At 62.7% G+C, this 24,941-nt stretch carries 25 protein-coding genes and 2 pseudogenes; 16 read left to right on the top strand and 11 right to left on the bottom strand.

Translation table 11 applies throughout. The features are described from left to right. Positions 1–4 precede the first annotated feature (4 nt). A complete protein-coding gene (locus GGC64_RS12820; protein WP_192722890.1) occupies positions 5–712 on the top strand; it encodes a PIG-L family deacetylase in 708 nt (235 codons plus the stop codon). 2 nt (positions 713–714) lie between these two features. After that, positions 715–1,872: a glycosyltransferase gene (locus GGC64_RS12815; RefSeq protein WP_370582079.1), complete on the top strand. Its 1,158-nt coding sequence runs from the start codon at positions 715–717 to the stop codon at positions 1,870–1,872. Positions 1,873–1,897: 25 nt separating this feature from the next. Here GGC64_RS12815 and GGC64_RS12810 read toward each other — a convergent pair whose 3' ends face one another. Continuing rightward, the gene (locus GGC64_RS12810; protein ID WP_192722888.1) at positions 1,898–2,302 is read right to left on the bottom strand and encodes a hypothetical protein; all 405 of its coding nucleotides are present in this window, start codon (positions 2,300–2,302) and stop codon (positions 1,898–1,900) included. A gap of 612 nt (positions 2,303–2,914) precedes the next feature. On the opposite strand from GGC64_RS12810, the gene GGC64_RS12805 reads away from it, so the two are divergent. After that, positions 2,915–3,730, top strand: a complete 816-nt coding sequence (locus GGC64_RS12805; RefSeq protein WP_192722887.1) for a DUF3592 domain-containing protein — start codon at positions 2,915–2,917, stop codon at positions 3,728–3,730. Between the two features lie 28 nt (positions 3,731–3,758). Here the strand turns inward: GGC64_RS12805 and GGC64_RS12800 are convergent, their stop codons facing one another. Both GGC64_RS12800 and GGC64_RS12795 read right to left on the bottom strand, forming a co-directional pair. Then, complete coding sequence (locus GGC64_RS12800) at positions 3,759–4,460, bottom strand: hypothetical protein (RefSeq protein WP_192722886.1); 702 nt, start codon at positions 4,458–4,460, stop codon at positions 3,759–3,761. Between the two features lie 631 nt (positions 4,461–5,091). Further along, positions 5,092–5,541, bottom strand: a complete 450-nt coding sequence (locus tag GGC64_RS12795) for a YiiD C-terminal domain-containing protein (protein ID WP_192722885.1) — start codon at positions 5,539–5,541, stop codon at positions 5,092–5,094. 51 nt (positions 5,542–5,592) lie between these two features. On the opposite strand from GGC64_RS12795, the gene GGC64_RS12790 reads away from it, so the two are divergent. Continuing rightward, positions 5,593–6,135 carry a TetR/AcrR family transcriptional regulator gene (locus tag GGC64_RS12790; protein WP_192722884.1) on the top strand — a complete coding sequence of 181 codons (543 nt, stop codon included), beginning with the start codon at positions 5,593–5,595 and terminating at the stop codon, positions 6,133–6,135. A 65-nt stretch (positions 6,136–6,200) separates the two neighbouring features. On the opposite strand, the gene GGC64_RS12785 is transcribed toward GGC64_RS12790, so the two are convergent. Next, positions 6,201–7,091 carry an NAD(P)H-binding protein gene (locus tag GGC64_RS12785; RefSeq protein ID WP_192722883.1) on the bottom strand — a complete coding sequence of 297 codons (891 nt, stop codon included), beginning with the start codon at positions 7,089–7,091 and terminating at the stop codon, positions 6,201–6,203. A gap of 149 nt (positions 7,092–7,240) precedes the next feature. Here GGC64_RS12785 and GGC64_RS12780 point away from each other — a divergent pair, with 149 nt between their 5' ends. After that, a complete protein-coding gene (locus GGC64_RS12780; RefSeq protein ID WP_225951859.1) occupies positions 7,241–7,618 on the top strand; it encodes a helix-turn-helix domain-containing protein in 378 nt (125 codons plus the stop codon). Here the strand turns inward: GGC64_RS12780 and GGC64_RS12775 are convergent. Beyond that, the gene (locus GGC64_RS12775; RefSeq protein WP_192722881.1) at positions 7,615–8,436 is read right to left on the bottom strand and encodes an oxidoreductase; all 822 of its coding nucleotides are present in this window, start codon (positions 8,434–8,436) and stop codon (positions 7,615–7,617) included. The two genes, GGC64_RS12780 and GGC64_RS12775, sit on opposite strands and share 4 nt — an antisense overlap. Positions 8,437–8,472: 36 nt before the next feature. Beyond that, the gene (gene car / locus GGC64_RS12770; protein WP_370582164.1) at positions 8,473–12,012 is read right to left on the bottom strand and encodes a carboxylic acid reductase; all 3,540 of its coding nucleotides are present in this window, start codon (positions 12,010–12,012) and stop codon (positions 8,473–8,475) included. Between the two features lie 116 nt (positions 12,013–12,128). Between car and GGC64_RS12765 the strand changes: the two genes are divergently transcribed. The 7 genes and pseudogenes from GGC64_RS12765 (at position 12,129) to GGC64_RS12735 (ending at position 18,621) form a co-directional block, all read left to right on the top strand. Then, positions 12,129–12,602, top strand: coding sequence for a helix-turn-helix domain-containing protein (locus GGC64_RS12765; protein ID WP_192722879.1), 474 nt, complete (start codon positions 12,129–12,131; stop codon positions 12,600–12,602). A gap of 934 nt (positions 12,603–13,536) precedes the next feature. After that, positions 13,537–14,346, top strand: a pseudogene (locus GGC64_RS35290) (NHL repeat-containing protein); the annotation flags it as partial. An 8-nt stretch (positions 14,347–14,354) separates the two neighbouring features. Further along, positions 14,355–15,278, top strand: coding sequence for a hypothetical protein (locus tag GGC64_RS35285; RefSeq protein ID WP_192722877.1), 924 nt, complete (start codon positions 14,355–14,357; stop codon positions 15,276–15,278). Between the two features lie 153 nt (positions 15,279–15,431). Next, on the top strand, positions 15,432–16,529 hold the full coding sequence (locus GGC64_RS12750; protein ID WP_192722876.1) for a hypothetical protein: 1,098 nt from the start codon (positions 15,432–15,434) through the stop codon (positions 16,527–16,529). 195 nt (positions 16,530–16,724) lie between these two features. Next, positions 16,725–16,919, top strand: a pseudogene (locus GGC64_RS12745) (IS256 family transposase); the annotation flags it as partial. A 2-nt stretch (positions 16,920–16,921) separates the two neighbouring features. Next, the gene (locus tag GGC64_RS12740) at positions 16,922–17,593 is read left to right on the top strand and encodes a CPCC family cysteine-rich protein (protein WP_225951723.1); all 672 of its coding nucleotides are present in this window, start codon (positions 16,922–16,924) and stop codon (positions 17,591–17,593) included. 323 nt (positions 17,594–17,916) lie between these two features. Then, positions 17,917–18,621, top strand: coding sequence for an HD domain-containing protein (locus GGC64_RS12735; protein WP_192722875.1), 705 nt, complete (start codon positions 17,917–17,919; stop codon positions 18,619–18,621). A gap of 167 nt (positions 18,622–18,788) precedes the next feature. On the opposite strand, the gene GGC64_RS12730 is transcribed toward GGC64_RS12735, so the two are convergent. Continuing rightward, positions 18,789–19,460, bottom strand: a complete 672-nt coding sequence (locus GGC64_RS12730; RefSeq protein WP_225951856.1) for a PAS and ANTAR domain-containing protein — start codon at positions 19,458–19,460, stop codon at positions 18,789–18,791. A gap of 319 nt (positions 19,461–19,779) precedes the next feature. On the opposite strand from GGC64_RS12730, the gene GGC64_RS12725 reads away from it, so the two are divergent. From GGC64_RS12725 to GGC64_RS12715, 3 genes are read left to right on the top strand one after another with little or no spacing between them, the layout of a single operon-like run. Next, on the top strand, positions 19,780–20,109 hold the full coding sequence (locus GGC64_RS12725; RefSeq protein ID WP_192722873.1) for a metalloregulator ArsR/SmtB family transcription factor: 330 nt from the start codon (positions 19,780–19,782) through the stop codon (positions 20,107–20,109). Between the two features lie 53 nt (positions 20,110–20,162). Next, complete coding sequence (locus tag GGC64_RS12720; RefSeq protein ID WP_370582163.1) at positions 20,163–20,561, top strand: SRPBCC domain-containing protein; 399 nt, start codon at positions 20,163–20,165, stop codon at positions 20,559–20,561. A 2-nt stretch (positions 20,562–20,563) separates the two neighbouring features. Continuing rightward, complete coding sequence (locus tag GGC64_RS12715) at positions 20,564–20,920, top strand: VOC family protein (RefSeq protein ID WP_192722872.1); 357 nt, start codon at positions 20,564–20,566, stop codon at positions 20,918–20,920. Positions 20,921–20,935: 15 nt separating this feature from the next. On the opposite strand, the gene GGC64_RS12710 is transcribed toward GGC64_RS12715, so the two are convergent. Together GGC64_RS12710 and GGC64_RS12705 are read right to left on the bottom strand one after the other, a co-directional pair. Beyond that, positions 20,936–21,571 (bottom strand): DUF3887 domain-containing protein, encoded by a 636-nt coding sequence (locus tag GGC64_RS12710; RefSeq protein ID WP_370582078.1) that lies wholly within the window; start codon positions 21,569–21,571, stop codon positions 20,936–20,938. Between the two features lie 66 nt (positions 21,572–21,637). Then, positions 21,638–22,354 carry a hypothetical protein gene (locus tag GGC64_RS12705; RefSeq protein ID WP_192722871.1) on the bottom strand — a complete coding sequence of 239 codons (717 nt, stop codon included), beginning with the start codon at positions 22,352–22,354 and terminating at the stop codon, positions 21,638–21,640. A gap of 259 nt (positions 22,355–22,613) precedes the next feature. Between GGC64_RS12705 and GGC64_RS12700 the strand changes: the two genes are divergently transcribed. Continuing rightward, positions 22,614–23,564 carry an Ig-like domain-containing protein gene (locus GGC64_RS12700; protein ID WP_192722870.1) on the top strand — a complete coding sequence of 317 codons (951 nt, stop codon included), beginning with the start codon at positions 22,614–22,616 and terminating at the stop codon, positions 23,562–23,564. 18 nt (positions 23,565–23,582) lie between these two features. Here GGC64_RS12700 and GGC64_RS12695 read toward each other — a convergent pair whose 3' ends face one another. Both GGC64_RS12695 and GGC64_RS12690 read right to left on the bottom strand, forming a co-directional pair. After that, positions 23,583–23,861, bottom strand: a complete 279-nt coding sequence (locus GGC64_RS12695) for a hypothetical protein (protein ID WP_192723859.1) — start codon at positions 23,859–23,861, stop codon at positions 23,583–23,585. Between the two features lie 89 nt (positions 23,862–23,950). Then, positions 23,951–24,940, bottom strand: coding sequence for an amidohydrolase family protein (locus tag GGC64_RS12690; protein WP_192722869.1), 990 nt, complete (start codon positions 24,938–24,940; stop codon positions 23,951–23,953). Position 24,941: the final 1 nt, after the last annotated feature.

Below are 24,941 nucleotides of genomic sequence, written 5' to 3'. Positions count from 1 at the left end.
GCCAGTGATAGACCTCTTCACGGGTGAAACACGTCAGATCGCCGTGCTCGGCGCGCATTGTGATGACATTGCGTTGGGCATGGGCGGCACACTGCTCACATTGGCCAGAGCCAATCCCGGGCTCTCGGTCCACGCATTGGTATTGACGGGCGCAGGCACGGAACGCGAAGACGAAGAGCTTTCGGCGCTGCCCGCCTTTTGTCCCGGCGCTTCGGTCTCGGTATCAGTGCTCGACCTTCCCGATACCCGGGTGCAAGGTCACTGGGACCGAACGAAGAACGCAGTCGGGAGTTTTCGTGCGGGTTGCGAGCCCGACATCGTCTTCGCTCCGCAACGCCGTGACGCACACCCGGATCACCGCACACTTGCCGAACTGATACCGGGGGAGTTCCGCGACCACCTCGTGATGGGATACGAGATCGTCAAGTGCGATGTCGACACTCCGGCGCCAACGGTGTTCCACACGCTCGATGACGCCACCGTCCACGACAAAGTGCGATTGCTTGAAAAGCACTACCCCTCTCAGGCTTTCCGGGACTGGTGGGACGAGATGGCGTTCCTGTCGATATTGAGGCTTCGTGGGGTCCAGTGCCGCGGCAGGTATGCCGAGGCGTTTGTCGTCGAGAAGGCCGCTGTCCGTTTCGGCGCGCCGAAGGCGCGGCGCGTCGGATGCACGACGCCGGCGCTGGCGGACTATCGAGTCTCGCATTAGGCGTGAATTCACCTCGCAGCTACAACGGGGCCGACGGCCCGCGGGTGGCGATCGCCCATGACTACCTGACACAGCGCGGCGGTGCTGAGCGGGTTGTCTTGTCCATGAGCCGCGCCTTCCCCGACGCTCCGATTTACACGTTGCTTTACGACCCGCCCCGTACCTACCCCGAGTTCGCCGAGCGCGACATCCGGGTGTCGAGACTGAACTCGATTACGCCCTTTCGCAGGCATCACCGCGTTGCGCTTCCAGTCCTCGCGACAGCCGCGCAATCGATGTTCATCGACGCCGACGTCGTCGTGATCAGCACTAGCGGCTGGGCGCACGGAATGCAGACCCGGGGTCACAAGCTCGTGTTCTGCCACACGCCCGCGCACTGGCTTTACATGGCCGCAGAGTATCTGGGCGAGTCGGCGCCTTGGACGGAACGCATCGGCTTGACGACGATGTCGCCCTACCTCAAACGATGGGATCGACGCGCAGCGCTGTCTGCGGACGTCTACTTGGCGAATTCGACTCTGACACAACGCCGAATCGAACGCGCCTACGGTCGCCGCGCCGACATTCTGCACTCACCGGTTGCAGACGCGAGCGACACGGCGGAGCCAATCGACGACGTTCGACGTTGGTCGCAGCCCGATGGGACGTTCTATCTGTGTGTAGCACGGCTATTGCCGTACAAGAACGTCGACCGCGTGATTCGGGCGTTCGCGGCGACTGATCGTCGGCTCGTTGTGGTCGGGGCGGGTCCAGAGGAAAAACGCCTGGGCGCGCTCGCGTCCCCGAATGTGTTGATGCTGTCCGGACTCCGCGATGCGCAAATCACTTGGCTCTACCGGCGGTGCCAGGCCCTCATCGCGGCAAGCTACGAAGACTTCGGGCTGACCCCGATCGAGGCCGCAGCCCAAGGAAAGCCGTCGGTAACGCTGCGATGGGGTGGTTACCTCGACACTGTCGACGAACTTGTCACCGGAATCTATTTCGACGAGCCGCAACCGGCTGCGATTGCCGAGGCGCTCGACCGATTTGAAACAATGGATTTCGACGCAGGCACCATCCGCAAGCACGCCGAGCAGTTCACCGAAACACGGTTCGCCGCAGCCCTTTACGACGCAGTTGACGGCTTGGCCGGGGCGAGCTCGACGCAACGAGAAGGCTGACGGGGTGCCCTCTTACGGGGCAGGCTCAACCCTTCTTGTCGGTGGTTCGAGCTCGCGTCGGCTTTTTCCTTACCGATGATGTGCCTGCGGTCGCAAAACGACTGAGGGTTGACGCGCCGGGCAGTGACGACACCGCGTTGTAGACGTCGTTACCCGTCGCGACAAGCGCTTCGAGCTGAGGCAGCAATGCATCCATCGTTCGGATCATCGGGTCGGCCAGTGCCAGATATCGTTCTGCGCGGTCGATAGCCGTGTTGAGGCGTTCGGTAGCCACCGCCAGGTTCTCGATGAGGTCCGGCAATTGGCTGGCTAGTTGAATCGACGCGGGCGGAATGCGCATGGCTCCGCTGGCGACCGACTGCGCGGTCTCCGCTGCCGCCTGCGCGGCGGCCTTGATCTCTTTCGGGGTCGGAACCTTGTGGCTCGTCATTTACTAACCATGCCGCCCACAGCGGGTTCTGTCTGAGATTTGCGCCAAAGCCTGGCGTCAAGTCGCGCGAGGCGCCAATTCATCAAACGACGAATTGGCGATGATCAGCCCTCTTTATGGAGTGGAGGCAGTATCCGCGCCGGAACGTTTGTTTCGCCGCGCATCGACGACGATTTCTCGGGGGCGCCTAGCCCGGAGGTATCGCGAGCCCTGACCGAATTGATCCTGCGCGAAGGCTGGGGCTCTAGCCATGGCCAATCTGTCACTGTGACGTATTACATTGAGGGACAGGCATATTGGCGGGGGAGTTCAAATTAGAGCTGCGGAATCCAAACAGATCGTCCGCATCGGCTGCGGTCAGAGCGTCCTCCATGTGAGCCCAAAGTCGCAGAGCGTCTTCGTCCTCTTCTTTAGGATTTGCCAAGGCCGTCGTCGCATGGTGGGGATTGGTCATGGCGAGGACAACGGATAGAGGTGGCACAGATGAGTACAGGCGTGTTTGTCGTTGTGCTGGTCGTTGGAGTTCTGGCTGCGCTGATGATGGTGTCGAGTTCGGTCCTCGTGTGGGTTCGGCACCGCCGCCGGGTCATTGCCAGTCGGCTGGAGTCCGAGATGGCGGGCGAGACGACGATCCGTTCACCTGAACCGGGCAATTACAGGGGTGCGACCATCGATGGTTATCCGATCGTGAACAACGACGGGATGATCGCACTCTCAGATAAGCGACTGATCTTTCATACCTTGACCGGCAAGGTGATCGAGGTACCAGTCGCCGACATCACCGGTGTGCGGGAAGCCAAAGTGTTCAAGACGACCAGGACGGTCGGCCGGCAATACCTGATCATCCAGACGTCTTCCGGCGATATCGGGTTTTTCGTCGGCGACAATGCTGCCTGGATCGCAAGCCTCAGTACCTTCGGCGCCCAACCCATAGCGGCCGGAGGATCATTGGCGAGTTCCTTGCGGGAACTGGAATGGGACGTGCAGAGGGGAGTTCGAAAGCGCCGCAGTGCCACGGCGATTCTGGCTGTCGTGTTCACCTCGATCGGACTGGCGTCAGGCTTGGCCAGTGGCATCAGTGCTGCAGTGATAGCCCAATCAATTTCGGCGGACCGATACGCAAACGGCACCGTCGTCGACATCACCGATACCGGCAAAAGCTATGCTCCGATCGTCGAATTCCGGCCAGCCAGCGGTACCCCCGCCCGGTTCACCAGCCAGTTGGGCTCCAACCCGCCGGCGTTCAGTGTCGGAGAACGTGTGCGGGTCCGCTACGACCCGGCCAACCCGCAGGACGCGCGAATCGACCAGTACTGGCAGATATGGTTTCTGCCTACCGCCTTCGGCGCCTTTGGCGCACCCTTTCTCTTTGGCGGTATCGCCTTAGGCGTAATGACGTTGTCCGCCCGTCGGCGGGCACAGCGATGATTATGGGCGCGGCACAACCAGTCTCCGCTCATACCGGTCTTTCGGCGGTCCAGATTTTCCCTCCGCTGCCCGCAGCGACGCGCATGCCGGAGTCGCGGCATGCGGTCCGAATGAACTCCACCAGGGCGTCGTCACTGACTCGTTGTCCTATTGCGGGACAACGCCATAACGACGCCAGCACTATGGTGGCGCGGCGGCTGGAGACCGTTGGAAACCACACCCCAATGGTTTTGCTGAACATATGGCGTCCCGGTCGGTGCTCTAACACCACCGTTGATGCTGGCCTATACGGTGTCGCCCCACCGCGCAGTGTCTTGTAGGCCCGCACCCAGTTGAAGTCGGTCAGGCGAACCGTTCGCCCCCAAAGTCCGCCGTAGATGATCAGATCGCCGTGTTCGGACACTTCGATACGTCGAGCCGGTCCGCGGCCGCGGGCGAACATCGCGATACCTAAGACGGCGCCGGCGGCGGCGATCAACGGAGCATGCTGGACGACGGCACCGAACACGAAGAACGCCGTTACGACGACAGCCACAGCGCCCCATATCGAACGGTAGGTCAGAACCGTTCCGGGTTGGGTCGGCACTTCACCGTAAAGCAGCCATCCGCGCCGCTGACCATCGCGCCGTTCGGCTTCATAGGCGATCGCTTGCGCACGTTCGTCGTCGTCGAGGCCCGCGTAGCGGTCGCCCGGGCAATTGTCCGGATGGGTTTCATCGCTGCTCGGCATCTGAACACCGTAACGTTTTCGCTACCGTCGAACTACCAAGCGAGAAGGTACGACTCGGTGGTGCCGTCCACTCAGAGTTTGAAAAGCCCTGCACCTCAGGTTAATTCGTCACCGTGACGTATCGGTGGCGATGCGGGGGAACAGACGGTAGGGCAGTTCCGGCAGCCCGATTGGGCAAGGCCGGCGGAGCGCCGGCCGCCGCCCAGGAATGGCGCGTGCTCCCAGTCGTCGAGATCGATCCGGGATCCGACCGGCGCCCGATACCAATAGCACTGTGGCCCAAAGTAATTCGTCACTGTGACGTATCGACGGGGATGCGTCGGAGGGAGGAGCGGTCGTCGAAAGCGGATCTCAGGGCGATGGACAGCCGGCACGCTCAAGGTTCACCCAACTGCCGAATCATTGGCGCGCATACATGCAACCACGCGCGACCGATATTCCGAACATCTGCGTGGCCCGCCGCGGCAATGCAGCTCATCGGTGGGGTGCCAGCACTTTCACTCAACGCACCTCAGACCCCAAGCGCCGATAAGCCACATTATGTCAAGTTGCGGTCCAAGTTTCGCAACCGAACTCCCAACCCCTAGGCACTCGTCCGGTTCCCTCGTCTTTGGGTGCAGCACAGTCCTTTTCAGCGATCGGGACGGCGTGGCCGAAGGCTGACGACGAACTTGCAAACCCCGACCACAGTGTCATCAGCGTCGTTGAGTGACACATCGACGTCGATGTCGCATCCTTCGCCGGCTTGCAGGGCTCTTTGAACATCGGCAGCGACTGCAGGACCGACCTTGCTGGTGGCCGTGATGCCTCCGCGCGCCGGCCGCCGGTACTCGATCGCGCCGCTGCGGATGACGGTATAGGCGCCGGTACCAGCGGCGCCGGCGGCCATGACCGCTGCCCCGGCGCCGGCCACCTCGGCGACGCCATAGGCGACTGCAGCGTTGACGTGGCCGTTGTGGTTGATGTGTTCGGGCTTGGGGCGCCGCAGTGACGACCGCATGGACCCGTCGTCGCCAAGTTCTGTGTCAAGGTCGAGCCACTGGATCCACGGCATGAACTTCATCGCGTCGGTTGCGGCCATCGATAGTCCTCTGTTAGAGCAGCGTTCTAATTAGTGTTAGGCTACCCTACGATGCCTCCCCATCCGACGGCAACGCGGCTGCTCCAGACGGCGTTGCTGATGATCGACAGCGACGGCCCTGACGCGCTGACTGTACGGTCGCTCGTCGAGCAGTCCGGTGTGACTGTCGGCAGCATCTACCACCACTTGGGCTCGCTGGATCAGCTGCGCGGTGCTGTCGCCGACGAGGCGTTGAGGTCCTGGTCCACGGACTTCCTTGCCGCGCTTCGCGAGCGTGGCTACGCGGCCGCAGCAGCGGCAGACCGGGCATGGAGTCGCGCCCATCCTGGGCTCGGCGTTCTCATCGAAACGACTGGCCGACTTGGTGAGATGGGCGATGCTGCAGAACGATTCAACACCGAACTGCGCGGCTGGCTTGATTCCGAGCAACTCGCGAAGGGTGCGCCTGCCCACCTGGTCGCCGCAATCATCTTGGGTCCGTTGCTCGAGTTGAGGCGTCTGGAACGCGCGACGGGACACGCCGTCTCCAACGCCGAACTCGAGGTCCTCGAAAAATCGGTCCTAGCAGCACTTGCAGTCCTTGAATCGCCATAGTGCACGTTGGAGTACGACGCAATTCGCCATCTCCGCTTATCGGCAATCGGATTTTCAACGTGCGGTCACTGCCGCCGTTGTGGGTTGCTTTCCAGATGTGCGGCGAGGAACTGCTCGATGCTGGTTGGAGTGCGGCCGATCAGTCTCTCGGTGTCGCCCAGCCGGGTTTCGAGAAGACCGGCGCGGATGCTTTGGCCGAACCCGGTCAGCATGCTCGCAATCTCGGTGGGCAGCCCGGCCGCAAGGAGGCCGCTCTCGTAGTCGTCGTCGGTCACACCGACGGGTTCGACAGGTCGGCCGTGGACCGCGGTCAGCGCTGCGGCGATCGCTACGTCGTCGAGCAGACACTGGCCGGCAATTTCGTAGACGGCCTCGTCGTGTCCGTCGGTCAGCAGGACGGCGGCCGCGGCCGCAGCGCAGTCTTCGCGGGTGATCGGTGCCTGCCGACCCGACCCGTTGTTGGTGATCAGCGTTCCGGTGGTCACAGCGTGCGCCCACGAATCGGCACTACCGTCGAGATATAACGCGTTGCGCAGTAGCGTCCATGACGGGCCGGCGGCGCGCAACGCCTCCTCCGTGGCGGCGTGATCATCGGACAGCGGTCGTAACTTGGCAGGAAACTCCTTGTCCGCGTTGGCAAGTGACGTGTAAGCGATGCGTGTGACGCCGCCGGCGGCGGCCGCGGCTATAGCTGCTTCGTGTTGCGAACGGCGCTGCCCCACCGCATCGGTGGAAATTAGCAGCAGTACATCGACTCCGCTGAACGATTCGACCAGCGAGTCTGGTCGGTTGAAGTCCGCCTGTCGCGCCTCCGCGCCGGCAGCCGTGTACTCGGCCAGCGATGCCGGTGTGCGGCTGAAGAGCACGACATCCTGGGGCGGATGTGCGTCGAGGACGTACTGTGCTGTGCGGCGGCCCAATGTCCCTGAGGCGCCGGTAATTCCAATGACAGTCAAGGTTTGCTCCTTTAGCCCAATCGGTTACTGTTGGATACTGACCTCATCGTGAGGAACTGGGAGAGCTCATGCAAGAAGGCACTTCGGCGTCCGTCGGTCACACCGCGGTAACCGCGCAGGTAAGGCCCCTGAGCGAGTGGCTGTCAGTGATGCCCGTTACGGAGTTCGGGGCCTGCCCGGTGCGGGATGTGCTGGACCGAATCGGCGACAAATGGTCGATGTTGGTCATCACGCTGCTCGGTGACGGCCCCATGCGCTTCATGGAACTCAAACGGTCCATCGGTCTCGTCTCCCAACGAATGCTCACCCGAACACTGCGCGCTCTGGAACGCGACGGACTGATCAGCCGCACCGTGCATCCGGTGGTGCCGCCGCGGGTGGATTACGAGCTGACAGACCTCGGCCGCGGACTGCAGCGTCTCCTTGGCCAGCTGAGCGAATGGGCATTTCTACATGCGCGCGACGTTGCGGTCGCAAGGATGGAATACGACCGCACCGCGACAGAGGAGCCTGAGAACACGCTCTAGGCCGCCACATCTCGAACGCCGAGGGCCTTGCGCAACTGTTTGTCGAAGATTCGGCGGGGAGCAAAGCGGCGCATCGCGCTGAGCTGGCGCGCCTTGCCCGCGGGATAACGCAGTTTGGGAGTGGAATCCGTTGCCGCGGCCACGATCACCTTGGCGACGATGCGGGGGTCATCGCCGTTGTTGACCTGATCGGCAACCGCCCGCTTGGAGCTTTCCCGTTGGCGCTCATAGGCCGGCAGCGGATTATCCGGTGCCGTCGTGTTGTCGTCGAAACCGGTTCTGGTGCCGTGCGGCTCGACCAGCAGCACGCGGATGTTGTGCTCTCGCACCTCGTGATCGACGGACTCCGAGTAGCCCTCGACGGCGTACTTGGTCGCACTGTACGCGGCCATATACGGCCCCGGCATCAATCCGAAGATCGACGAGATGTTGATGATGCGTCCGCTGCCCTGTCTGCGCATGTGCGGCAGGACGGCATTCGTCATCCGGATGACCCCAAACACGTTGATGTCGAAGAGTTTTTGGGTCTGGACGATCGAGTTCTCCTCACTGGCTCCGGCCAGACCCATGCCGGCGTTGTTGACCAGCACGTCGATCCGCCCGAACTGTGCGATCACCGCCTCGACCGCTGCAGCGACGGATTCGTCACGAGTGACGTCGAGATCGATGAATGTCACCCCCTGGCTGTGGTCCAGTCCCGAGGTCTTACGGCTTGTCCCAACCACCTGGAACCCCGCGTCCATCAACGCGCGGGCCGCGAACTTGCCGAGACCTGAGTTGGCACCGGTGACGAGTGCGACGGGTCGTGAAGTTGCCATTCGAATTGTTTCCTAACGTCGTAGTTGTGGTGCGAGTCAGTTCGGGAGCAGGCCCTGGCCGCGCAGGCCTGATACGTACTTCGCGATCAGTTGCCGGGACAGGTGCGGAATGTCGTGCTCTGCGCCGATCTTGTTCTGTTGCACAGCTTTCCGGAACGACTCGGCTGGGGCCAGCGAGCCGAGCAACGGGTGCTCCGGTCGGCTGTACGCTGTCAGCAACGGGAGCACCGAGTGCTGGCGCTGCGCGTCGGGAAGCGATCGCAGCGCGGTGCCGAACCGGTTGAGCCAATCTCCGTAGTCATCGACCCGATTGATCGAATGCCCTGACTCGATCAACCAGTCCACGAACACATCCAGAGAGATGCCGTCGTCGTGGGGGTTCATCACGTCGTAGGAACGGAATCCGCGACGTGCACCGGCACCCAGCGTCGTGATCGACTCGGCGACGAAATCGACAGGCAATCCGTCATAGTGCGAGCGGGGCCGCTCTCCTGAATCGGTTCTCTGATAGAAGGATTCGGGGGCCAACCCGGTAACGACAAGACTGTAGATCAGCCGGGTGAACATATCGGAGACGTTGAGTTGGCCGTCGTACCGGCGGTCAGCCAGGATCATCCCGGACCGGAACACCGAGACCGGAAGGCCGCACAGGTCGTGAGCCTCCCGCAACAGCACCTCCCCTGCCCACTTGCTGTTGCCGTACCCGTTGGCGTACGAGTCGTCGATTGAACGTATCGGGCTGACGGCACGAATGTCACCGTCCTCCTCGAAGCGTCCGGGCTCGACGGTCATCGCGACCGAGACTGTGGACAGGTAGTTGATCGGTTTCAAGCGCGAGCTGAGCGCGAGCGCGATGACCTCGGCGGTTCCGACAACGTTGGGGCCGAACAACTGTCGATATGGCAGCACGTGATTCACCAGAGCGGCGGGATGCACGATGAGATCCACACGCTGGGCCAGAGCCTCCCATGTTTGCGTACCCAACCCGAGCTGTGGCCAGCTGATATCGCCCGCGATGACCTCGAGATGCTCAGCTGCCAAGGCGCGGAAGCGCGCACTCAGTTCAGCATCACCATCGTCGAAAATCTGCTCCAGGCGCGCCCGCGCGGATGCGTCGTCGGCACCGCGAAGCAGGCAGATCAACGTTCCGCCGGTCTCGGAAAGACGCTGAAGCCACTCCAAGGCCAGGAATCGTCCCAGATACCCGTTGGCACCGGTCAACAACACAGTCTGGGGTTCGGCATCGTCAGGTAGTGGGAGCGCCCGCGCCTCGGCGAGGAGATGCTCGGGCAGGAACTTGTCCAGTTTCAGATCAGTTGCCCGGATTTCCGCCTCGGAGTCATGCACGCTTGCCGCGGTCGGGCTGGCGGGCCCATCCCCCGCCTGCTGCTCAAGGTAAGCCGCAATGTCACCGATCTTGGTGGTCGGTCCGGCAAGTGTTCCCACCGGCATTTCGATGCCGAACAGTTCCTGCAGCAGGTTCGAAAAGGTCAGCGCCGAAAGGGAATCACCACCGAGGTCGATGAAGTGGTCATCGCGGGTGACCGCGGTCGTGGGAACGCTGAGCAGGGCCGCCGCAGCCTGGATGACGGTATCGACCACCGGCTGGTGTTGCGCGGCGTCTCTAAGAGCACGCACTTCATCGGCACGCGCGGCATCGACGCGGTCGTAGAGCGCTTCCAACTCGGCTCCGTAGCGTTCTTTGAGCTTGGGGCGCAATAGCTTTCCCACCCCCGACAGCAGCCCGTTCGCGGCGCTGAACGGTTTCGTTTCGATCAGGAAGTCGATCGGGAGTTCATAGGGTTGCAGGTCGGCGTCGCGCGCCGTCTGCGACAACGCCGCGCGCACTGCGGCCCTGAGCTCGTCGTCCGCGCCGTTGTGGGCTGCCAACACATCCTCGGTGGGCACGACGACCGCCAGCAGTGAGGGGCGCTCACTGTTGCCGTAGACGTAGATCTGCCGGATCAACGGGGTGCGCGCGAACTCCGCTTCGAGGTTGGCCACCGCGACGAATTCGCCTTGGGAGAGCTTGATGACGTTATTGCGGCGGTCGACATATGCCAGGCGATCGGGTGCGAGTTCGGCCACGATATCGCCGGTGCGGTAATAGCCGTCAGCGTCGAACACCTCGGCAGTGATCTCCGGGCGTTTGTAGTAACCGGGCATCGCAGCCGCGCTCTTGACCAGAAGTTCCCCGCGGGGATGGGGTTGGTCGGTGCTGAAGTACCCCAGCTCGGGGACATCGATCAACTTGTAGTCCAGCACAAGGGGCCGCACGACGTGACCATCGGTGGTCACCGCGCCGACCTCAGTGAGACCGTAGGCATCGACAATGTCGGCCCGCAGGCACGATTCCAGAAACGCACGCATCTCGGCGGCCAGCGGCGCGGTGCTGACAAAGCCGCCGAGAACCCTTCCGCCGAGCAGTGTTTCGCGGATCTCGGTCTTGGCCGCCTGGTCGGCGGTGTCGCGATCGAAGCCATCAGCCGATAGCCCGTCCACGATCTGCTGATAACGCTGGTAGAGCATGTCCACAACACGAGGAACGAGACCGAGGTCGGTGGGACGCACCAGCGCCCAGTCTTCGAACAGTGTCGACAGGTCGCTTTCGGCGACGAAGTAGCTGGTGCCGCCCGTCTGGAAAGACGCGGACAGCGGTAGTCGCCCACCCATGTGGTTCAGCGGCATGAAGTTGAGATTGATGACCACCGACTCGGTGGATTTCAGGGGAATCGTCCAGAGTGTTGCGACCATCCGCTCGGTCCACATCGCTCCCTTGGGCGCGCCCGTGCTGCCGGAGGTGTACAGGATCATCGCGAGCCGGTCGTCGGGTCCGCCGGTGTATAGCGGAGCTTCAGGGCCTTGAGCGCCGCGCGCGATGATGTCGGGCAGTGTTTCGATGATGACGTCCATGCCTGCGCCAGCGAGAGTTTCGCGAGCCTGCCTCAGGCGATCGCGGTGATTGTCATCGACGGGCCGGTAATCGAATACGACCAGCCGTGACAGCCACTTGCCACCCAGCACTGCTTCCACCGCCAAATCGAGATAGGCGGCGCTGACTGCCAAAACGCGCGGAGTGGTCTCTTCGAGGATGGGCACCAACCGCGAGGCGGACGTGTTGTGTTGCAACGGAACTGCGACCAGACCGAGGTAGCCGCACACCAGATCGATGGTCAAGTAGTCGGCACTGGAGAAGCCTATCGTCGCGACGAAATCACCGGCCTCGATCGGAGCCTGCGAATCGTGGTGCCATGCGCTCGCGACGGCCCGCACTCTGGACCAGAGCTCGCCATAGGACATGGTGTCGAATGCCGGCAGAAGACGCGTGGCAGTACGGCCGGTTGCGTCGTCCCGAATTGTCTCGACCACCCGGCTGCCCAGCGCTGGACGGTCCGAATAGCCCTCGGCCAGTGTTTGTAATACCTGCGACAGTCGCAGACCGGGTTCCCGCGCCGCGTCGAGCACATCGCGAAGTGGACTGGCTGCACGAAATTGTGCGTCGTTCTCGAACAGGTACGCGGCCCGCTCCGCGGCGCCGCCCTCCCCTTCGGTGTCACGCGCATCAACGCCGTTGATGTCCGTCGGCAATTCAATGGTCACGCGATTTCCTCACATCTGACTATACTTTTGTCTAGTCAGATACTAGACCGCTGACTTTACTTAAGGCAAGCCAGCATGTCAGCATGGACGACATGACCTCTTTGACGCTCACCGGCGGACTCAGCGACCGCGACTCCTGGCAGGCGGACGACTGCTCCATGGCGGCGGCACTCGATGTCGTCGGCCGCAGAGCCAGCCTGTTGTTACTGCGGGAGGCGTTCTACGGGGCACACCGGTTCGAGGAGTTCTCGCGCCGGGCGAAGCTCAGCGAGAAGATCACCGCCATGCGGTTGCGGGAACTCGTGGACGAGGGCCTTCTAGAGAAGCGGGCGTACCACGAACCCGGTCAACGCCGCAGAGAGGATTACCACCTCACTGACAAGGGCGAGGATTTCCTTCCGGCGTTGCTCGCCTTGATGCGCTGGGGTGACAGGTGGGTGCGTGCCGACGGCGGCAGGGTGAGGCTGTCGCACAAGGAGTGCGGCGCGCCGATCGACGTCGAGATACGTTGCGGAAAAGGCCATTCCGTGACCGCCGCCGATATTCAGGCCGCTCGGCCCAGCTGATTACACCTCAGCCCGGCCGCCGTCGCCAGGAACACGGTTGGCTATCTGCCGTCTTCGGATCGTTTTGCTCGGGCGACTAATACCGGGCCGCACCTCAAGGCAAATATGCGGCAAACGCCCCATAGGCCGCGGCGGGCTCGGTCGGGCACAGTAAGTACATGAACAACAGAGTGACCGCTGCTGTGGGCGCGGCGATTGTCGACGTCTCAGCATGTTCGATGCCATTGCGCAGCCGGCAGTGTCGGTGTCAACGCCGGCACGGGCTTGCTCGGTGAACGAGGCGGCCATGAGTAGTGGCCGTTCGCGGCTCGCGCTAAGCGTTGCTCTCGCAGCGATCGTTGCCCTCGCGGGATGCTCGACGAGTCACGAACAGGCAGCATCGAGCATCCCGACCACATCTTCAGCCGCGCGAGGCGGTGAGTGCACGGTCAACCAGAAGACGCAGCCGGTGCCGACCGCCGAGAAATACCGCCCGGTGTCGCCGGACGCCCGAATCCCTGTATCGCTGAGCGGCATTCCGTCGGGCACCATCAAGCCCGGCGACCAACCGGCCGAGGTCGAGGTGACGTTGTGCAACAACTCGCCGGTGGACTACCCGAAGGTCGGCGTCGTTTTCGTGCTGACGCAGTGCAGCTGCGCGATCTACCCAAGCGGGCTCCCCAAGGGCACGGCCGACCGCTACGACCCGGCCACCGGGCGCTGGATCCCGTTGGAGCATCCGGTCATCACCACCGGCGCGGACTACCTCGGCGGCTTCACCGACATGCAGCCGCTGGCCAAGGGCAAGCAAGTGAAGCTGAAATACCGCGTTGCGCTCGACGTTTCGATGACCGACGGCAAGGGCGCTGTGCAGGCGACCGCAGTAGTGCCCGATGACCTTGTTCAGATCGGCAAGGCGGACCTGCCCTTTACCGTATCGAAGCAGGCAACGACTCCTTCGAATGCGCCTGCGGCCCGACAAACTGTGTTGCCGTTCACCGGCCTCACCTATCCGACCAGCGTGGCAGTGGACGCGGCCGGCAACGTGTATCTCACCGACACCGGGAATGACCGGGTGCTGAAGCTGGCGGCCGGGTCGAACGAGCAGACGGTGCTGCCGTTCACCGGCCTGCACAGCCCAGGTGCTGTTGCGGTGGACTCCGGTGGGAACGTCTACATCACCGACTATGTCACCGCCGCTACCGAGTTCAACGTCCCCGACAGCCGTGTCGTGAAGTTGGCGGTCGGATCGAACGAGCAGACGGTGCTGCCGTTCACCGGCCTCAGTCACGTTCAGGATGTGGCGGTCGATACCGCCGGCAACGTGTACGTCGCCAACAACAGCAGGGGCGGCGATACCCAGGTGGTGAAGTTGGCGGCTGGGTCGAACGACCAGACTGTGCCCTTCACCGGTACCACGTCGGCCAACGCCGTGGCGGTGGACAGCACAGGCAGCGTCTATGTCAACGACGGCCCGAACAATCGGGTGGTGAAGTTGGCGGCTGGATCGACCGTTCAGACTGTCCTGCCGTTGACCGGCCTCGAATACCCCGACGGTATCGCGGTGGACACCGCAGGCGACGTCTACGTGATCGACGGCAAGAACAGTCAAGTGGTGAAGGTCGCGGCCGGATCGAACGACCAGAGCGCGGTGCCGTCCACCGTCCTCTACGGACCCGAAGATGTGGCAGTTGATGGCGCCGGCAACGTGTACGTCGTCGACAACAGCGGCTTCGGTCAGGTCGTGAAGTTGGCGACAAGCTGATGCACCGCGTGATCACGGCGGTCTTGGTGTTCGTCGTTGGGACTCTGGGCGCGACAGCGTGCAGCGCCCCGTCGACGGTGTCGTCTACACCCGCGTCCGCCTCGGCACCCACACCTGCGCCCGATCCCGCACCCGCGCAGAGCGTGATCCCGTTCACGGGCCTGGAACGGCCCGACAAAGTCGTGGTGGACTCGGCGGGCAATGTGTACGTCACCGACATCTCGCCGGGCGAAGGCTCGACGAGCAACCGGCTGATCAAGTGGGAGGCCGCATCGAAAACCCAAAAGACACTGCCGTTTACGCGCAGCACTCTGCTCGCTGGGCCCTCCGGCGCGGTATGGGTCAACGGCGACGGGCCGCTGCACGGTCGTCTGGTGAAGTTGGCGCCCGTTTCGGACCAGCAGACCGTGCTGCCGATGCCCGATATCGGTATTCGGGGCGACATTCTGGCACTGGACGACGCAGGGAATGTATACGGCGTCATCGGCGGTGGCGAGGTGCCGGGCGGCGGCTGCTGTATTCCCGTTCACGTGGTGAAGGACGCACCAGGGTCGACCCAGCCTCACGTACTGCCATTTCAGGATATCGACGGCCTCGGGGGCATGGCGACCGACAGTGCGGGCACGCTGTATGTGGGTGACAACAACCGCAAACGCGTGCTGGCGTTGCCCATAGGGGCGACCAGTCCGACGGAACTACCCTTCACAGACCTTCAGAGCGTGAGCGATATCGCGGTCGATAGCGCTGGCGATGTGTATGTGGTTGACGGACAACGCAATCAAGTAATGAGACTGTCGGCTGGCGCAGACAAACCCGCCGTGCTGCCGTTCGACGGGCTGAGCCATCCGATCAGCGTCGCGGTGACCGAAGCGGGCGAGGTGTATGTCGTCGACGACGGCAACCACCGCATCGTCGAACTCAAGGGGCCCTGATGCCTCGCCCTTGTTAAGGATTACCGCGGCCGTGGCATCGCTTGGCGTTATTTGCATGGGAATCTTCATGATTGGCGCGTTGGTTAGATCGCCCTCGATGCGTGGCCAGCACCATTTTGTTCAGGGCGGACGAGTTGAGGGGACCGTTTTTTGATGGACGCGGACGACTCCGAGAAACGCATCGCCGACCTCGAGCATCAGCTTGCTGACGGGCGGCGCGGTACAGATCTGCCATCCGCTAGCCCCGACGTCGCGCCTACGTCCGCCCGGTTCCTGGCATTCGCTGCCCCGGCGGGCTCCGGGCGTATGGTGGCTTTCGTTTTCGGGATGTGGGCGGTGTCGATGTTGTTGCCGGTCGCTGTGCATGCCGTGGTCCCCCACACCTACGCGAATGCGAGCTTGGCAATCTCCATCGGCATCTGGGCGGTCGGCGGGTGTGTGCTCTATTTCGGCTTCCCCGACCTCGTCGGGCGAGCGCCTCGCCGGAACATTGTCATTTCGGTGACCGGGGACCAACTGACCATCACTCCCAATCGCGGAAAAGTTCTCTCATTCGGCGATGCGCAGCTGGGCCCATGGGATTTCTGGAGCGGCATGAGGGCGGGTACCGCGCTTCACCTGTGGCGCGACGCCCAGAGCTTTGTTCTCGGCGGACGGGATCACCGCATGGCTGCGCGAACAGGACGCGAAGCCCCGCCCACGAACAGTGTCCAAGCATGGATGTGGCCTGAAGATTTCGAAGCACTTCTCGCGATGATCGGCCCGCGATATTGGCCGGATGCGCGAACGCCTGAACCCGAGGTGCCCACGAGGTGTCTGCTGATTCCAAGATCGGCGTACGGGTTCAGTGCCTCGCTACCGAGCCCAAGAATTGCCGTCGACGTCGGCAGAGATGCGATTTCGGTGATTCACCTCAACAACAGTGCTTCTGTCGGCTCGGCTCGGCTCGGCCAGGTGAGGGCACAAGCGGCACACTGGATCTTTCGAGAAGGCGAGAAGGGTAGCCGCTTTCCCCGGGTCGCGCTGGTGCTGCGCATTCCAGATATGGAGATGCTGAGCATCGGATGTCCCGTTGCCCGCGGCCTGGGTTGGGGGCGGGTCCCGCGCGAGAGTTCGGATCGCTTTGCATGGCGCGTCGGAACGCTGGATTGGCAAGAACCACCCGCATATTGGGTCTCGGCCGCGGATTGGCTGACACTCGTCGAGACTTTCGGCCTGACCTCGAAACTCGAAGACAGAGCTAGGCGATGAGGTCCGGAGCAATGATCAGATGTTGTGGATGACCCGCGGGGTGGGATGATGTGAAAGAGGCGCACCTTCCCGAGGATGATCTCGATACGGTAGTTCATGATGTGGATCGGTCCAAAGGCAACACTGACGACGGCCGGTCGCTGCTTGACGAGATCGTCCGCGATGGCGCTAGGGCGATGTTGGCAGCGGCGTTACGCCCGTGCAGCGGGAATCGCTATGGCCTACAAGCCGATTGAGACTGCGCAAACCCGGTGGCGTGCAGTGAACGCACCGCACCTGGTCGCCCTGGTCCGCGCCGGTGCGATATTCCACAAAGGCAAGCTCCTCGGACGCCCAGTTGACATCACACCCACCGCGCCGGGGGAATCAGCCGAAACAGATGTCGCCTAGATATGAGAACCATCGCCAGGGATGCAATCATCGAGCACATCGCCCAGATCGAGCTCGGCGGGTTGAGCGCCGCCGAACGCCAAGAGCAGCTCGAAACGATCTGCGGTGAGAACTGGAGCGAGGACTCCGCCTGGTCTGCGCTGTCCCACGACGTTCGCCGAGAGCTCGAAGAGGGCGAGTTGCAACATCCGGCCTCCTCGTCACGCTACGACGGCGCGCTGCTGATGTGGCTTCGCACCCGCTATCGGCTCACAACCAACGACTTCCTGCGCGACTACGCGCGAACACTGGGAATCGCAGTAGACGCAGTAGATGAGGTCGTCGGAGAGCCACCGGCTGCCGAAGCGTGCCCATGCTGTGGCTACGCGACGCTGGACGCGCGCGGGTGCAGCGACATATGCCACGTCTGTTGGTGGGAGGACGACGGCACGGACAACGACGACGCCGAGACAGTCGGCGGACCCAACCACGACGTGAGCCTGACACAGGGCCGCGCCAACTTCCTTACCTACGGCAGCTCGGACCCGCGCCGCGATGATCTGTTGCCCTTTCACGATCCGCCGCAACGGTATCGGCGTGTGCGTACGTTTGTCTTGTCAGATGATGGTCGCGAGGTCTCCGAGCCGACGCACGGTTGGACGAGCCGCGCGTTCGACCTAGCTCCGCCCAATTAAGACACGGTCGCTCAATTCCCGTAGGCGCGCACCCTTCAACAACCCACAGCAGCAGTCGGCGTCATCCCGCCCCGACCAGATCCGCGCCGGGCCGCCGCGCGGAAGCCAAACCGCATGCCGCTCGCCGCATTAACGTCATAGCAACCCACGCGGGCCGAGGTTTCCGCAATCGTGTGAAACCATGTCATCCACAACTGAGGTCCGGCGCCCGTTGCGCTGTCACGCTAAGTGAGTCGGTGAAGTTGCCCGGTATGTCCGAAATCGTGCGCATGATGACCATTTAGCCACTAGTCCACCCGGTCGCGTTTCGGAAATGTGTCGGTATGAGCAACCTGAAGCAAGGCCCAATTCAAAGCGATCCCCGCAATCCGTCCAGCTGGGACCTCCCGGACTCCGAAATCTGTTCAGCAGCACTGCAGTTGGTGTCGGCCGTCTCCCCCGATTTCCTCGCCAACCACTGTGTCCGCAGTTACCTTTTCGGCCGCGAACTGGCAGCCGCTAAAGGCCTGCGTAGAGACGTCGACTATGACGACGAACTGGTGTTCCTCGGCTGCATCCTGCATGACCTCGGCGTCACCGACTACGGTCGCGGCGACCAGCGGTTCGAGGTCGACGGAGCCGATGTTGCGGCGCGCTTCCTCAGCGAGCGCGGGATTTCCGATGGTCGAACTCGCACGGTGTGGGAAACGATCGCTCTGCACACGAGTGTCGGATTGGCCGACCGGTTCGGTCCCAACCAAGCCGTCGCACATTTCGGCATCAGCCTGGATGTCAACGGGATGGAAAAGCACCTACTCCCACCAGGCTTCGCAGCACGGGTCCACCAAACATGGCCACGTCACAGTCTTGGCTACGCGATCGCCGGACTGATCGCTCAAGATGCACAAGCCAACCCAATGAAGGCCCCTCCCTTCTCATTTCCTGCTCACCTACACGAGTTGATCAACGGCTCTCCACCCATCACATTCTTCGATCTGGTGGGGTGGGGCGACCAACCCCTAAACAGCGCTGCTGCCGACAAAGTGTGAACACGGGAACCATCGTCAACGAGGTCGGCGGACGACAAGCCTGGCTCTCTGCTGAACCAGGGGTCACCCCGCCGAACGCCTCGCACCGGACCTTTGGTGTGACCTACCGACAGCGCCGACGCTGCGGACAGCCTGCCCCACCAACTGCAGCGTCAAACTCAAATCAGTCAGTCGGAGTTCATCGTCATCAAAAAGTGGTCAACCGGGCCGCGGGATGAGTCAGTCAGCAGTGCGGGGACTTTCTCAACAACTCCCCTGGCGACGTGGTGCAGTTTGATGTTCAGTTCTTGCGACCGCCAACGGAGAATGTCGAACGCCGCGTTGGCATCCACGTTGTAGACGGCCATCAACATGCCCTTGGCCTGCTCGATGACGGCTCGATCGGCCACAATCACATCAAGCTTGTCCCCGAGTTCGCGTTGCAACTCCTCGTCAACCGACTCTGTGACGTCGATGTAGAACCCGCGAGTGGCGACTACGTCACCGCTGGTGTCGGTGACGATCTCGCCCACGACTACGACGCTGCGGACCTCGCCGGAGACGGTTCGGATGCGATGACGGCTGCTGAATGGCGCCGACGAGCGTTTGAGCAACGCCTTCACCCTGACGAGGTCGTCGGGATGCTTATGGCGCAGCACTAGCTCGGTCGTCGGGACAACCTCGCCGGGTTCGTAGCCATGCATCCGGGCAACCGTGTCTGACCAGGTCCAACTGTCGGTGTCATACCGGTATTCGAACCGCCCCACCCGCTGCGGCGTTCCGCCAAGCAGGGCCTTATCGAGGTCACCGGGTACGACGCCATCCGTCCCGGTCTCAGACTCCGGCACATATTTCTCCATGCGCGCCACGCAGCAATTATCCCACCGACAGTTGCAAGGCGTCGCTGCTCCGGGCTGCTGCCGCCCGCTACTCAACCGACCGCAGCGGTTATCCCCAACTGTTCTCCACAATGGGGATGAATTACACGGACGTGATTTTGGCACAAGTCGGCTTTTGCCGCTTTCGCCGCTGCTCCCAAGTACCCCCACTCGGCACCTGGCAAACACGCCGGATGCAACGATCCGCCGCGATTGCGCCAGCCGGGGTGGTTGGCCAACCTCGCCCGAATGGTTAAGTAAATGCTTGACTTTCTTCCGATCGCCGACAATAGTTAAGCATGTGCCTAACCAATCCGGGTTTGACCAGGTCGGCCGCATTTTTCATGCGCTTGCCGACCCGACCCGTCGGGCGATCGTGGAACGTCTTGTCGAACGGCCGGCGCCGGTCAAGGCATTGGCCCAACCCCTCGCGATGTCCCTGCCTGCGGTCATGCAGCACCTCAACGTCCTGGAAGACGCGGGCGTCATCGTCACCGAGAAAGTCGGCCGAGTACGCAGTTGCCGGATCGAACCGAAGGCGCTGCGTGACGCCGAACGCTGGCTCAGCAGTCAACGCACGGAATGGGAACGGCAACTTGATCAACTCGACGACTACCTGAAGGGAAAGTGATCATGGAAGTAACGCACTCGACGTTCACGCTGTAACGCCGCTACCCCGCCCCGATCGAGCAAGTATTTGAAGCGTGGGGAAATCCGGAGGCACGCAAGCGATGGATGGCCCAAGGAGCAGAACACTCGCAAGACTTCACGGTCGGCGGCCTCGAGACCGTCAAGGGATTCGACCCGCAGGGCCGCCCGCTGATCTACGAGGCGCGCTACGCCGAGATCGCAACCAATGAACGGATTCTCACGACGTCGACCCTGCATACCGGAGACCGGCTGTCCACAGTCTCGGTCACCAGCGTCGAATTCCGAGAAGAAGACGCCGGCACTCTGCTCGTGCTGACCGAGCACGGCATCTACCTCCCCGACCAAGAGCAACCGGCATGGCGTGAGCACGGAACCGCCGAGCAACTGGACGCCCTGGCCGCGGAGTTCACCACAACCGCTAAGGAGAACTGATCATGGCTCACGTCGATTACGTGCTGGCAGTCGTCGCGGTGAGCGACATCGAGGTCGGCAAATCCTGGTACACAAAGCTATTCGGCCGCGAACCTGACAACAATCCGATGCCAAACCTCATCGAATGGCAGGTCACCAACGGCGGCTGGGTGCAGGTCACCGAGGATCCTCAGCGTGCCGGCAACGGAATGCTCAACCTCGCCGTGTCCGACATCGATGACGGGGCTAGGGAACTCCGCGAGTTGGGGATCAACGCGGCTGAAATCATCACCGCCAACAAAGGGGTACGACTCTGCCCAGTGACCGACCCCGACAACAACAAGATCCAACTGGTCGGCAACTTCCGAGTGAAATACTGAGTGACTCACCCGGACTCACTTAGCGCCGGGTCCACCAGCGCCGCCGGCAACATCGGGGTTGAGAATGTACAGCCCGGCAATTGTCCGATCGTCACGGAAAGTGATGCGGGCGACGAAATCACCAGCCTCGAACATCAATGGCGTGTTGGTGATGGTGAAGTCGCCGGCGCGCACGACGTCGGTGTCGCCGTGGCTCTCGTAGGCACCAGCCAATCCCGCAATATGAGCCCATGCCTCGGCGAGCCCTTCGTCGGTGAGCCGTTCGCGCATCGTGGCGTCGAAGCGTGCGCTGACAGCAGGCCACCGGCCCGCAGCGAGATCATCGATGACACTCGTCGCGAGTTGGTCGGCTCCAGGAAGTGGGCTTGTATTCATGACTTCTCCGGTTCGCGGATCGATGGGTTTGCCGTAACGCTGGAAGACGGCCTGACGCGATACCCCGAGCACGTCGCCGATCTCCTGCCACGTTCGGCCTGCCTCTCGTGCGTGCTGGACGGCCGCGGCCAGCAACGCCTCCGCCCGGTCCTGAACCTCGTGTGCTGCCCGGACCCGTTCGAGCGGATCGTTGTCGCCGCGCAGGACGGGGGCGGCGAGCATTTGGCCGAGTTGGCGATGAAGCTGCTGACCCGTCGCGGTGAATGAATCAGGCACGTGTCAATGATCACTTGACAACTACAAGTCCGTCAAGCGACACTTGACGGCGGCGCAGCACCGGCCTCAGAGCAGCTCCGGTACAGCGACGTCGCCTTCTTGATGAATTATGAGTTCCTCCGCCAAGTCATACGACATGTAGAAACGGCCTCCGCCGTCGCCGAATCCGTGCGGATGCTCGCCCCAGCTCTGCTCGAAGCCCAGCAGCTTCTTCGACGGGATGATCTCGGTGGCGAGGTATTCATGGCCGCTCTTCTCGCCCGACGCGGTGCTGTGGATGATGCCGTCCGATCCGGTGGACATCATGTCGTCATACCAATTGGTTCCGCACAGAACCGGCTGCCGCGACAGCGCCGCGAGGAAAGCGTCGAATGTGAACGTCCAGGCGTAGCTCGAGATGATCCCGGCGGCTTTCCACCACTTCATCAATCCGATTGCGCTGGAGCCTTCGTCGTCGGGCGGGTACTGGCCGGGGTACGGATCACGCAGCGTGGCCTCGTGGTAGTTGCGGATCCCGTCGTCGTTGCCGAGGTAGCTCGAGCCCGCCCTTCCGATCGGAACGATGGCGTTGAACCTGCGACGGCTGCGAATCCCCGCGGTGGTGTTGAGCATGTTCGTACCACTGAAGCCGACGCAGCCCGACAGAAAGAACTGGTCGACGTGCGGCGCGTTGAGTGCATGCCGGACATGGCTTTTCGGCCGCCCCGCGGCCGCGGTGAAGGCGTGCTCGCGTGACTTGGGGTCGTGATGAATGATGCGGCCGAGCTGACCTGACGCGCTCATCGAATCTCCTTACCGCCGTTGGGCGTAGCGCTGGTTGCTCTTGACGGTGCAAAGAAACAGTACTTCTGGACGTCTGCTGTGAACCGAGTACTCCACTACTTGATTCTGATCCGAATTCTCGCGCCCGACTAAGCCCGTTCGCATACGCGCGCAGGCACTCCCGCGGCAGGTTCGTGGTCAGTGGCGACCTTTGCTGCCGAACCGAGACCGGCCCTTGACGTCGCTGTGGCACAAGTTCGTAACCCTGTGTGGAGTGTCTATGACGATTGGGCCCCCTCGTGTCCGCACCGCAACTGTGATGATCGCAGTCGCGGTGCTGCTCGCGTCCGGCGCCATGCCGCGCGCGCTGGCAGATCCCGACGATGTTGCGCCGGTCGATCCCATGCCCACTCCTGAGGTCCTCGAGCACATGGTGTTATCGGATGAGCCCGAGGCGGCCCCTGTCCCGATTCCGTTCGCGATTCCCTTCGGGACGCCCGAGGGGCAAGATCCGACGCCGTTCGTCGGCGCGGCTCCTTTTGAGCCGCCGACGGTCTCGCCCAGCGACGGCGCCACCGTCGGCATTGCCAAGCCGATCGTGATCAGCTTCAATGCGCCCGTCGCCGACCGTCCAATGGCCGAACAAGCGATACACGTTTCCTCGGATCCGCCTGTGCCCGGCAAGTTCTATTGGATGAACGACTCCCAAGTGCGGTGGCGGCCCTTCGATTTCTGGCCCGCCCACACGACGGTCACCATCGACGCCGGTGGTACGCGGTCGAGTTTTGCCACCGGGGATGCGCTAATGGCCGTCGCCGACAACGAGACTCACCAATTGACCGTCACCCGCGACGGAATCGTGGAACAGACATTCCCGATGTCCATGGGCAAGCCTGGCCGCGATACCCCCAACGGCACCTACTACGTTCAGGACAAGTCCCTGGATGTCGTGATGGACTCCGCAACGTACGGAGTCCCGAACTCGTCGCCGGACGGGTATCGGGTTCATGTTCAGCTCGCCGTGCGGTTCGACAACAGTGGCAACTACGTGCACAGTGCGCCGTGGTCGGTGGCCGATCAGGGCATCCGCAATGTCAGCCACGGCTGCATCAACATCAGCCCGACGGACGCGAAATGGTTCTACGACAACTTCGGCGTCGGCGATCCGATCGTGATCACGAACTCGGTTCCGGCCACGCAAGGTGACGGCACCGAGGATTGGCAGATCTAACCTGCCCTCCCCTGCCCCTTAGCCGCCGCCGGTGACGGGGTTTGACGTCAGCGGGATGAAGCCACCGTTGATCCACACGCCCCAGCGACCTCCCCACCCCGAGTACCACACAACGGGCTGACCGTCCCAAACCTCAGCAGGCTTTGGCGGCGCCCAGGCAGGCGGCTCCTCACCCAGGACGGGCGCAGGTGGCGGCGGGGGCGGCTCAGCGCCTGCGAGCGCAGCGCCGCCCAGGCCGGCTGCGGCGATCCCGCCCGCGAGCGCGAGGACGGACAGCGTGGTCTTGATCGAGGTCATGAGCATGACTCCAGGGTTGAGACGGATCCTTAGCCGACTTAATCACCTTACCTAACGGATCGTCCTGCGTTGGTGCCGGCTGCTTGTCCTCACCGTCGGATGTCAGCGCAGAGTTTCTCCCAGTTGCCGGAAGCGATCATTTTTCGATCCGTTTCGCTGATCGCGGCCTCATCGAGAAATCGTCTGCTGCCCCCGTCGGGCACCATCACATAGGGGTAGTCCGAGGCGAACAGGATGCGGTCGGCGCCGATGACGTCGAGTGTCCACTGCAAGTAGCGCTGGCTGAACACCCCTCCCGGCGTGACGAAGACGTTGTCGCGGACATAGTCGGACACTGGCCGGTCAAGGCCGGCGATGCCCGTCATCCTGTCGATGCGGTCGAGATAGAAAAGCATCACTTCGCCCCAGTGCCCCAGGATGAGCTGCAGACCGGGAAACCGGTCGAGCACCCCGCCGAGGATGAGCCGAAGCAGTTGCAGGCCGGCGTCGTAATGCCATCCGTACCCGTGTGTGGCCAACGCCGCGTCGACCTCGTCGCCCAATCCGCTGTAATAAGCCGCCCGCACGCCAGGCGGTGGCGGCTGCGGATGCAAATACAACGGCGCTTTGAGCGCTTCGGCCGCTTCGAAGATCGGCCAGAAGTCGCGGTGATCGAGATTGCGCTCTCTGGTGCGTCCATACAACATGGCGCCGTTGAACCCGAGTTCGCGTACCGCCCTGTCGAGTTCGGCAGCCGCCGCATCCGGAGTCGGCGTCGCCAGCGTCGCGAAACCCTGCAGCCGATCGGGATGGCGACGGATCGCTTCTGCGAGCCTGTCATTGCAGACGCCCTGTAGCGCCACGGCATCGCGCGGCTCGAGGTTCTGCAATCCCGGTGTCGTCATCGAGACGACAGAGACGTCGAGGCCCGTGTCGTCCATCGCGGCGATCCGTTCGCCGTCGAGATCCACCAGCCGCCGACCGAGCTCGTCGTCAGCCCTATCGGGGATGCCGACGTCCTGCCATTGCGGTTCCAGCGCCTGCCAGGCGTCGATCAGCTCAGGTATCGCGAAGTGTTCTTCCAGACCAACGATCTTCATT

Origin of the sequence: Mycobacterium sp. OAS707 (assembly GCF_014873705.1) — a bacterium.
GTDB lineage: Bacteria > Actinomycetota > Actinomycetes > Mycobacteriales > Mycobacteriaceae > Mycobacterium.
Note: the sequence above shows the minus strand (reverse complement) of the source record. Positions and strands in the feature narration are given on the sequence as shown.

Coding starts and splice junctions, on each gene's coding strand:
- GGC64_RS12695 (WP_192723859.1), bottom strand. CDS start 23,861: ATGACCTCGATCAAGACCACGCTGTCCGTCCTCGCGCTCGCGGGCGGG.
- GGC64_RS12795 (WP_192722885.1), bottom strand. CDS start 5,541: ATGGCCGCAACCGACGCGATGAAGTTCATGCCGTGGATCCAGTGGCTC.
- GGC64_RS12715 (WP_192722872.1), top strand. CDS start 20,564: ATGGCTCACGTCGATTACGTGCTGGCAGTCGTCGCGGTGAGCGACATC.
- GGC64_RS12800 (WP_192722886.1), bottom strand. CDS start 4,460: ATGCCGAGCAGCGATGAAACCCATCCGGACAATTGCCCGGGCGACCGC.
- GGC64_RS12780 (WP_225951859.1), top strand. CDS start 7,241: ATGCCCGTTACGGAGTTCGGGGCCTGCCCGGTGCGGGATGTGCTGGAC.
- GGC64_RS12775 (WP_192722881.1), bottom strand. CDS start 8,436: ATGGCAACTTCACGACCCGTCGCACTCGTCACCGGTGCCAACTCAGGT.
- GGC64_RS12735 (WP_192722875.1), top strand. CDS start 17,917: ATGAGCAACCTGAAGCAAGGCCCAATTCAAAGCGATCCCCGCAATCCG.
- GGC64_RS12750 (WP_192722876.1), top strand. CDS start 15,432: ATGGACGCGGACGACTCCGAGAAACGCATCGCCGACCTCGAGCATCAG.
- GGC64_RS12810 (WP_192722888.1), bottom strand. CDS start 2,302: ATGACGAGCCACAAGGTTCCGACCCCGAAAGAGATCAAGGCCGCCGCG.
- GGC64_RS12740 (WP_225951723.1), top strand. CDS start 16,922: ATGAGAACCATCGCCAGGGATGCAATCATCGAGCACATCGCCCAGATC.
- GGC64_RS12805 (WP_192722887.1), top strand. CDS start 2,915: ATGGCGGGCGAGACGACGATCCGTTCACCTGAACCGGGCAATTACAGG.
- GGC64_RS12690 (WP_192722869.1), bottom strand. CDS start 24,940: ATGAAGATCGTTGGTCTGGAAGAACACTTCGCGATACCTGAGCTGATC.
- GGC64_RS12730 (WP_225951856.1), bottom strand. CDS start 19,460: ATGGAGAAATATGTGCCGGAGTCTGAGACCGGGACGGATGGCGTCGTA.
- GGC64_RS12765 (WP_192722879.1), top strand. CDS start 12,129: ATGACCTCTTTGACGCTCACCGGCGGACTCAGCGACCGCGACTCCTGG.
- GGC64_RS12790 (WP_192722884.1), top strand. CDS start 5,593: ATGCCTCCCCATCCGACGGCAACGCGGCTGCTCCAGACGGCGTTGCTG.
- GGC64_RS12700 (WP_192722870.1), top strand. CDS start 22,614: ATGACGATTGGGCCCCCTCGTGTCCGCACCGCAACTGTGATGATCGCA.
- GGC64_RS12705 (WP_192722871.1), bottom strand. CDS start 22,354: ATGAGCGCGTCAGGTCAGCTCGGCCGCATCATTCATCACGACCCCAAG.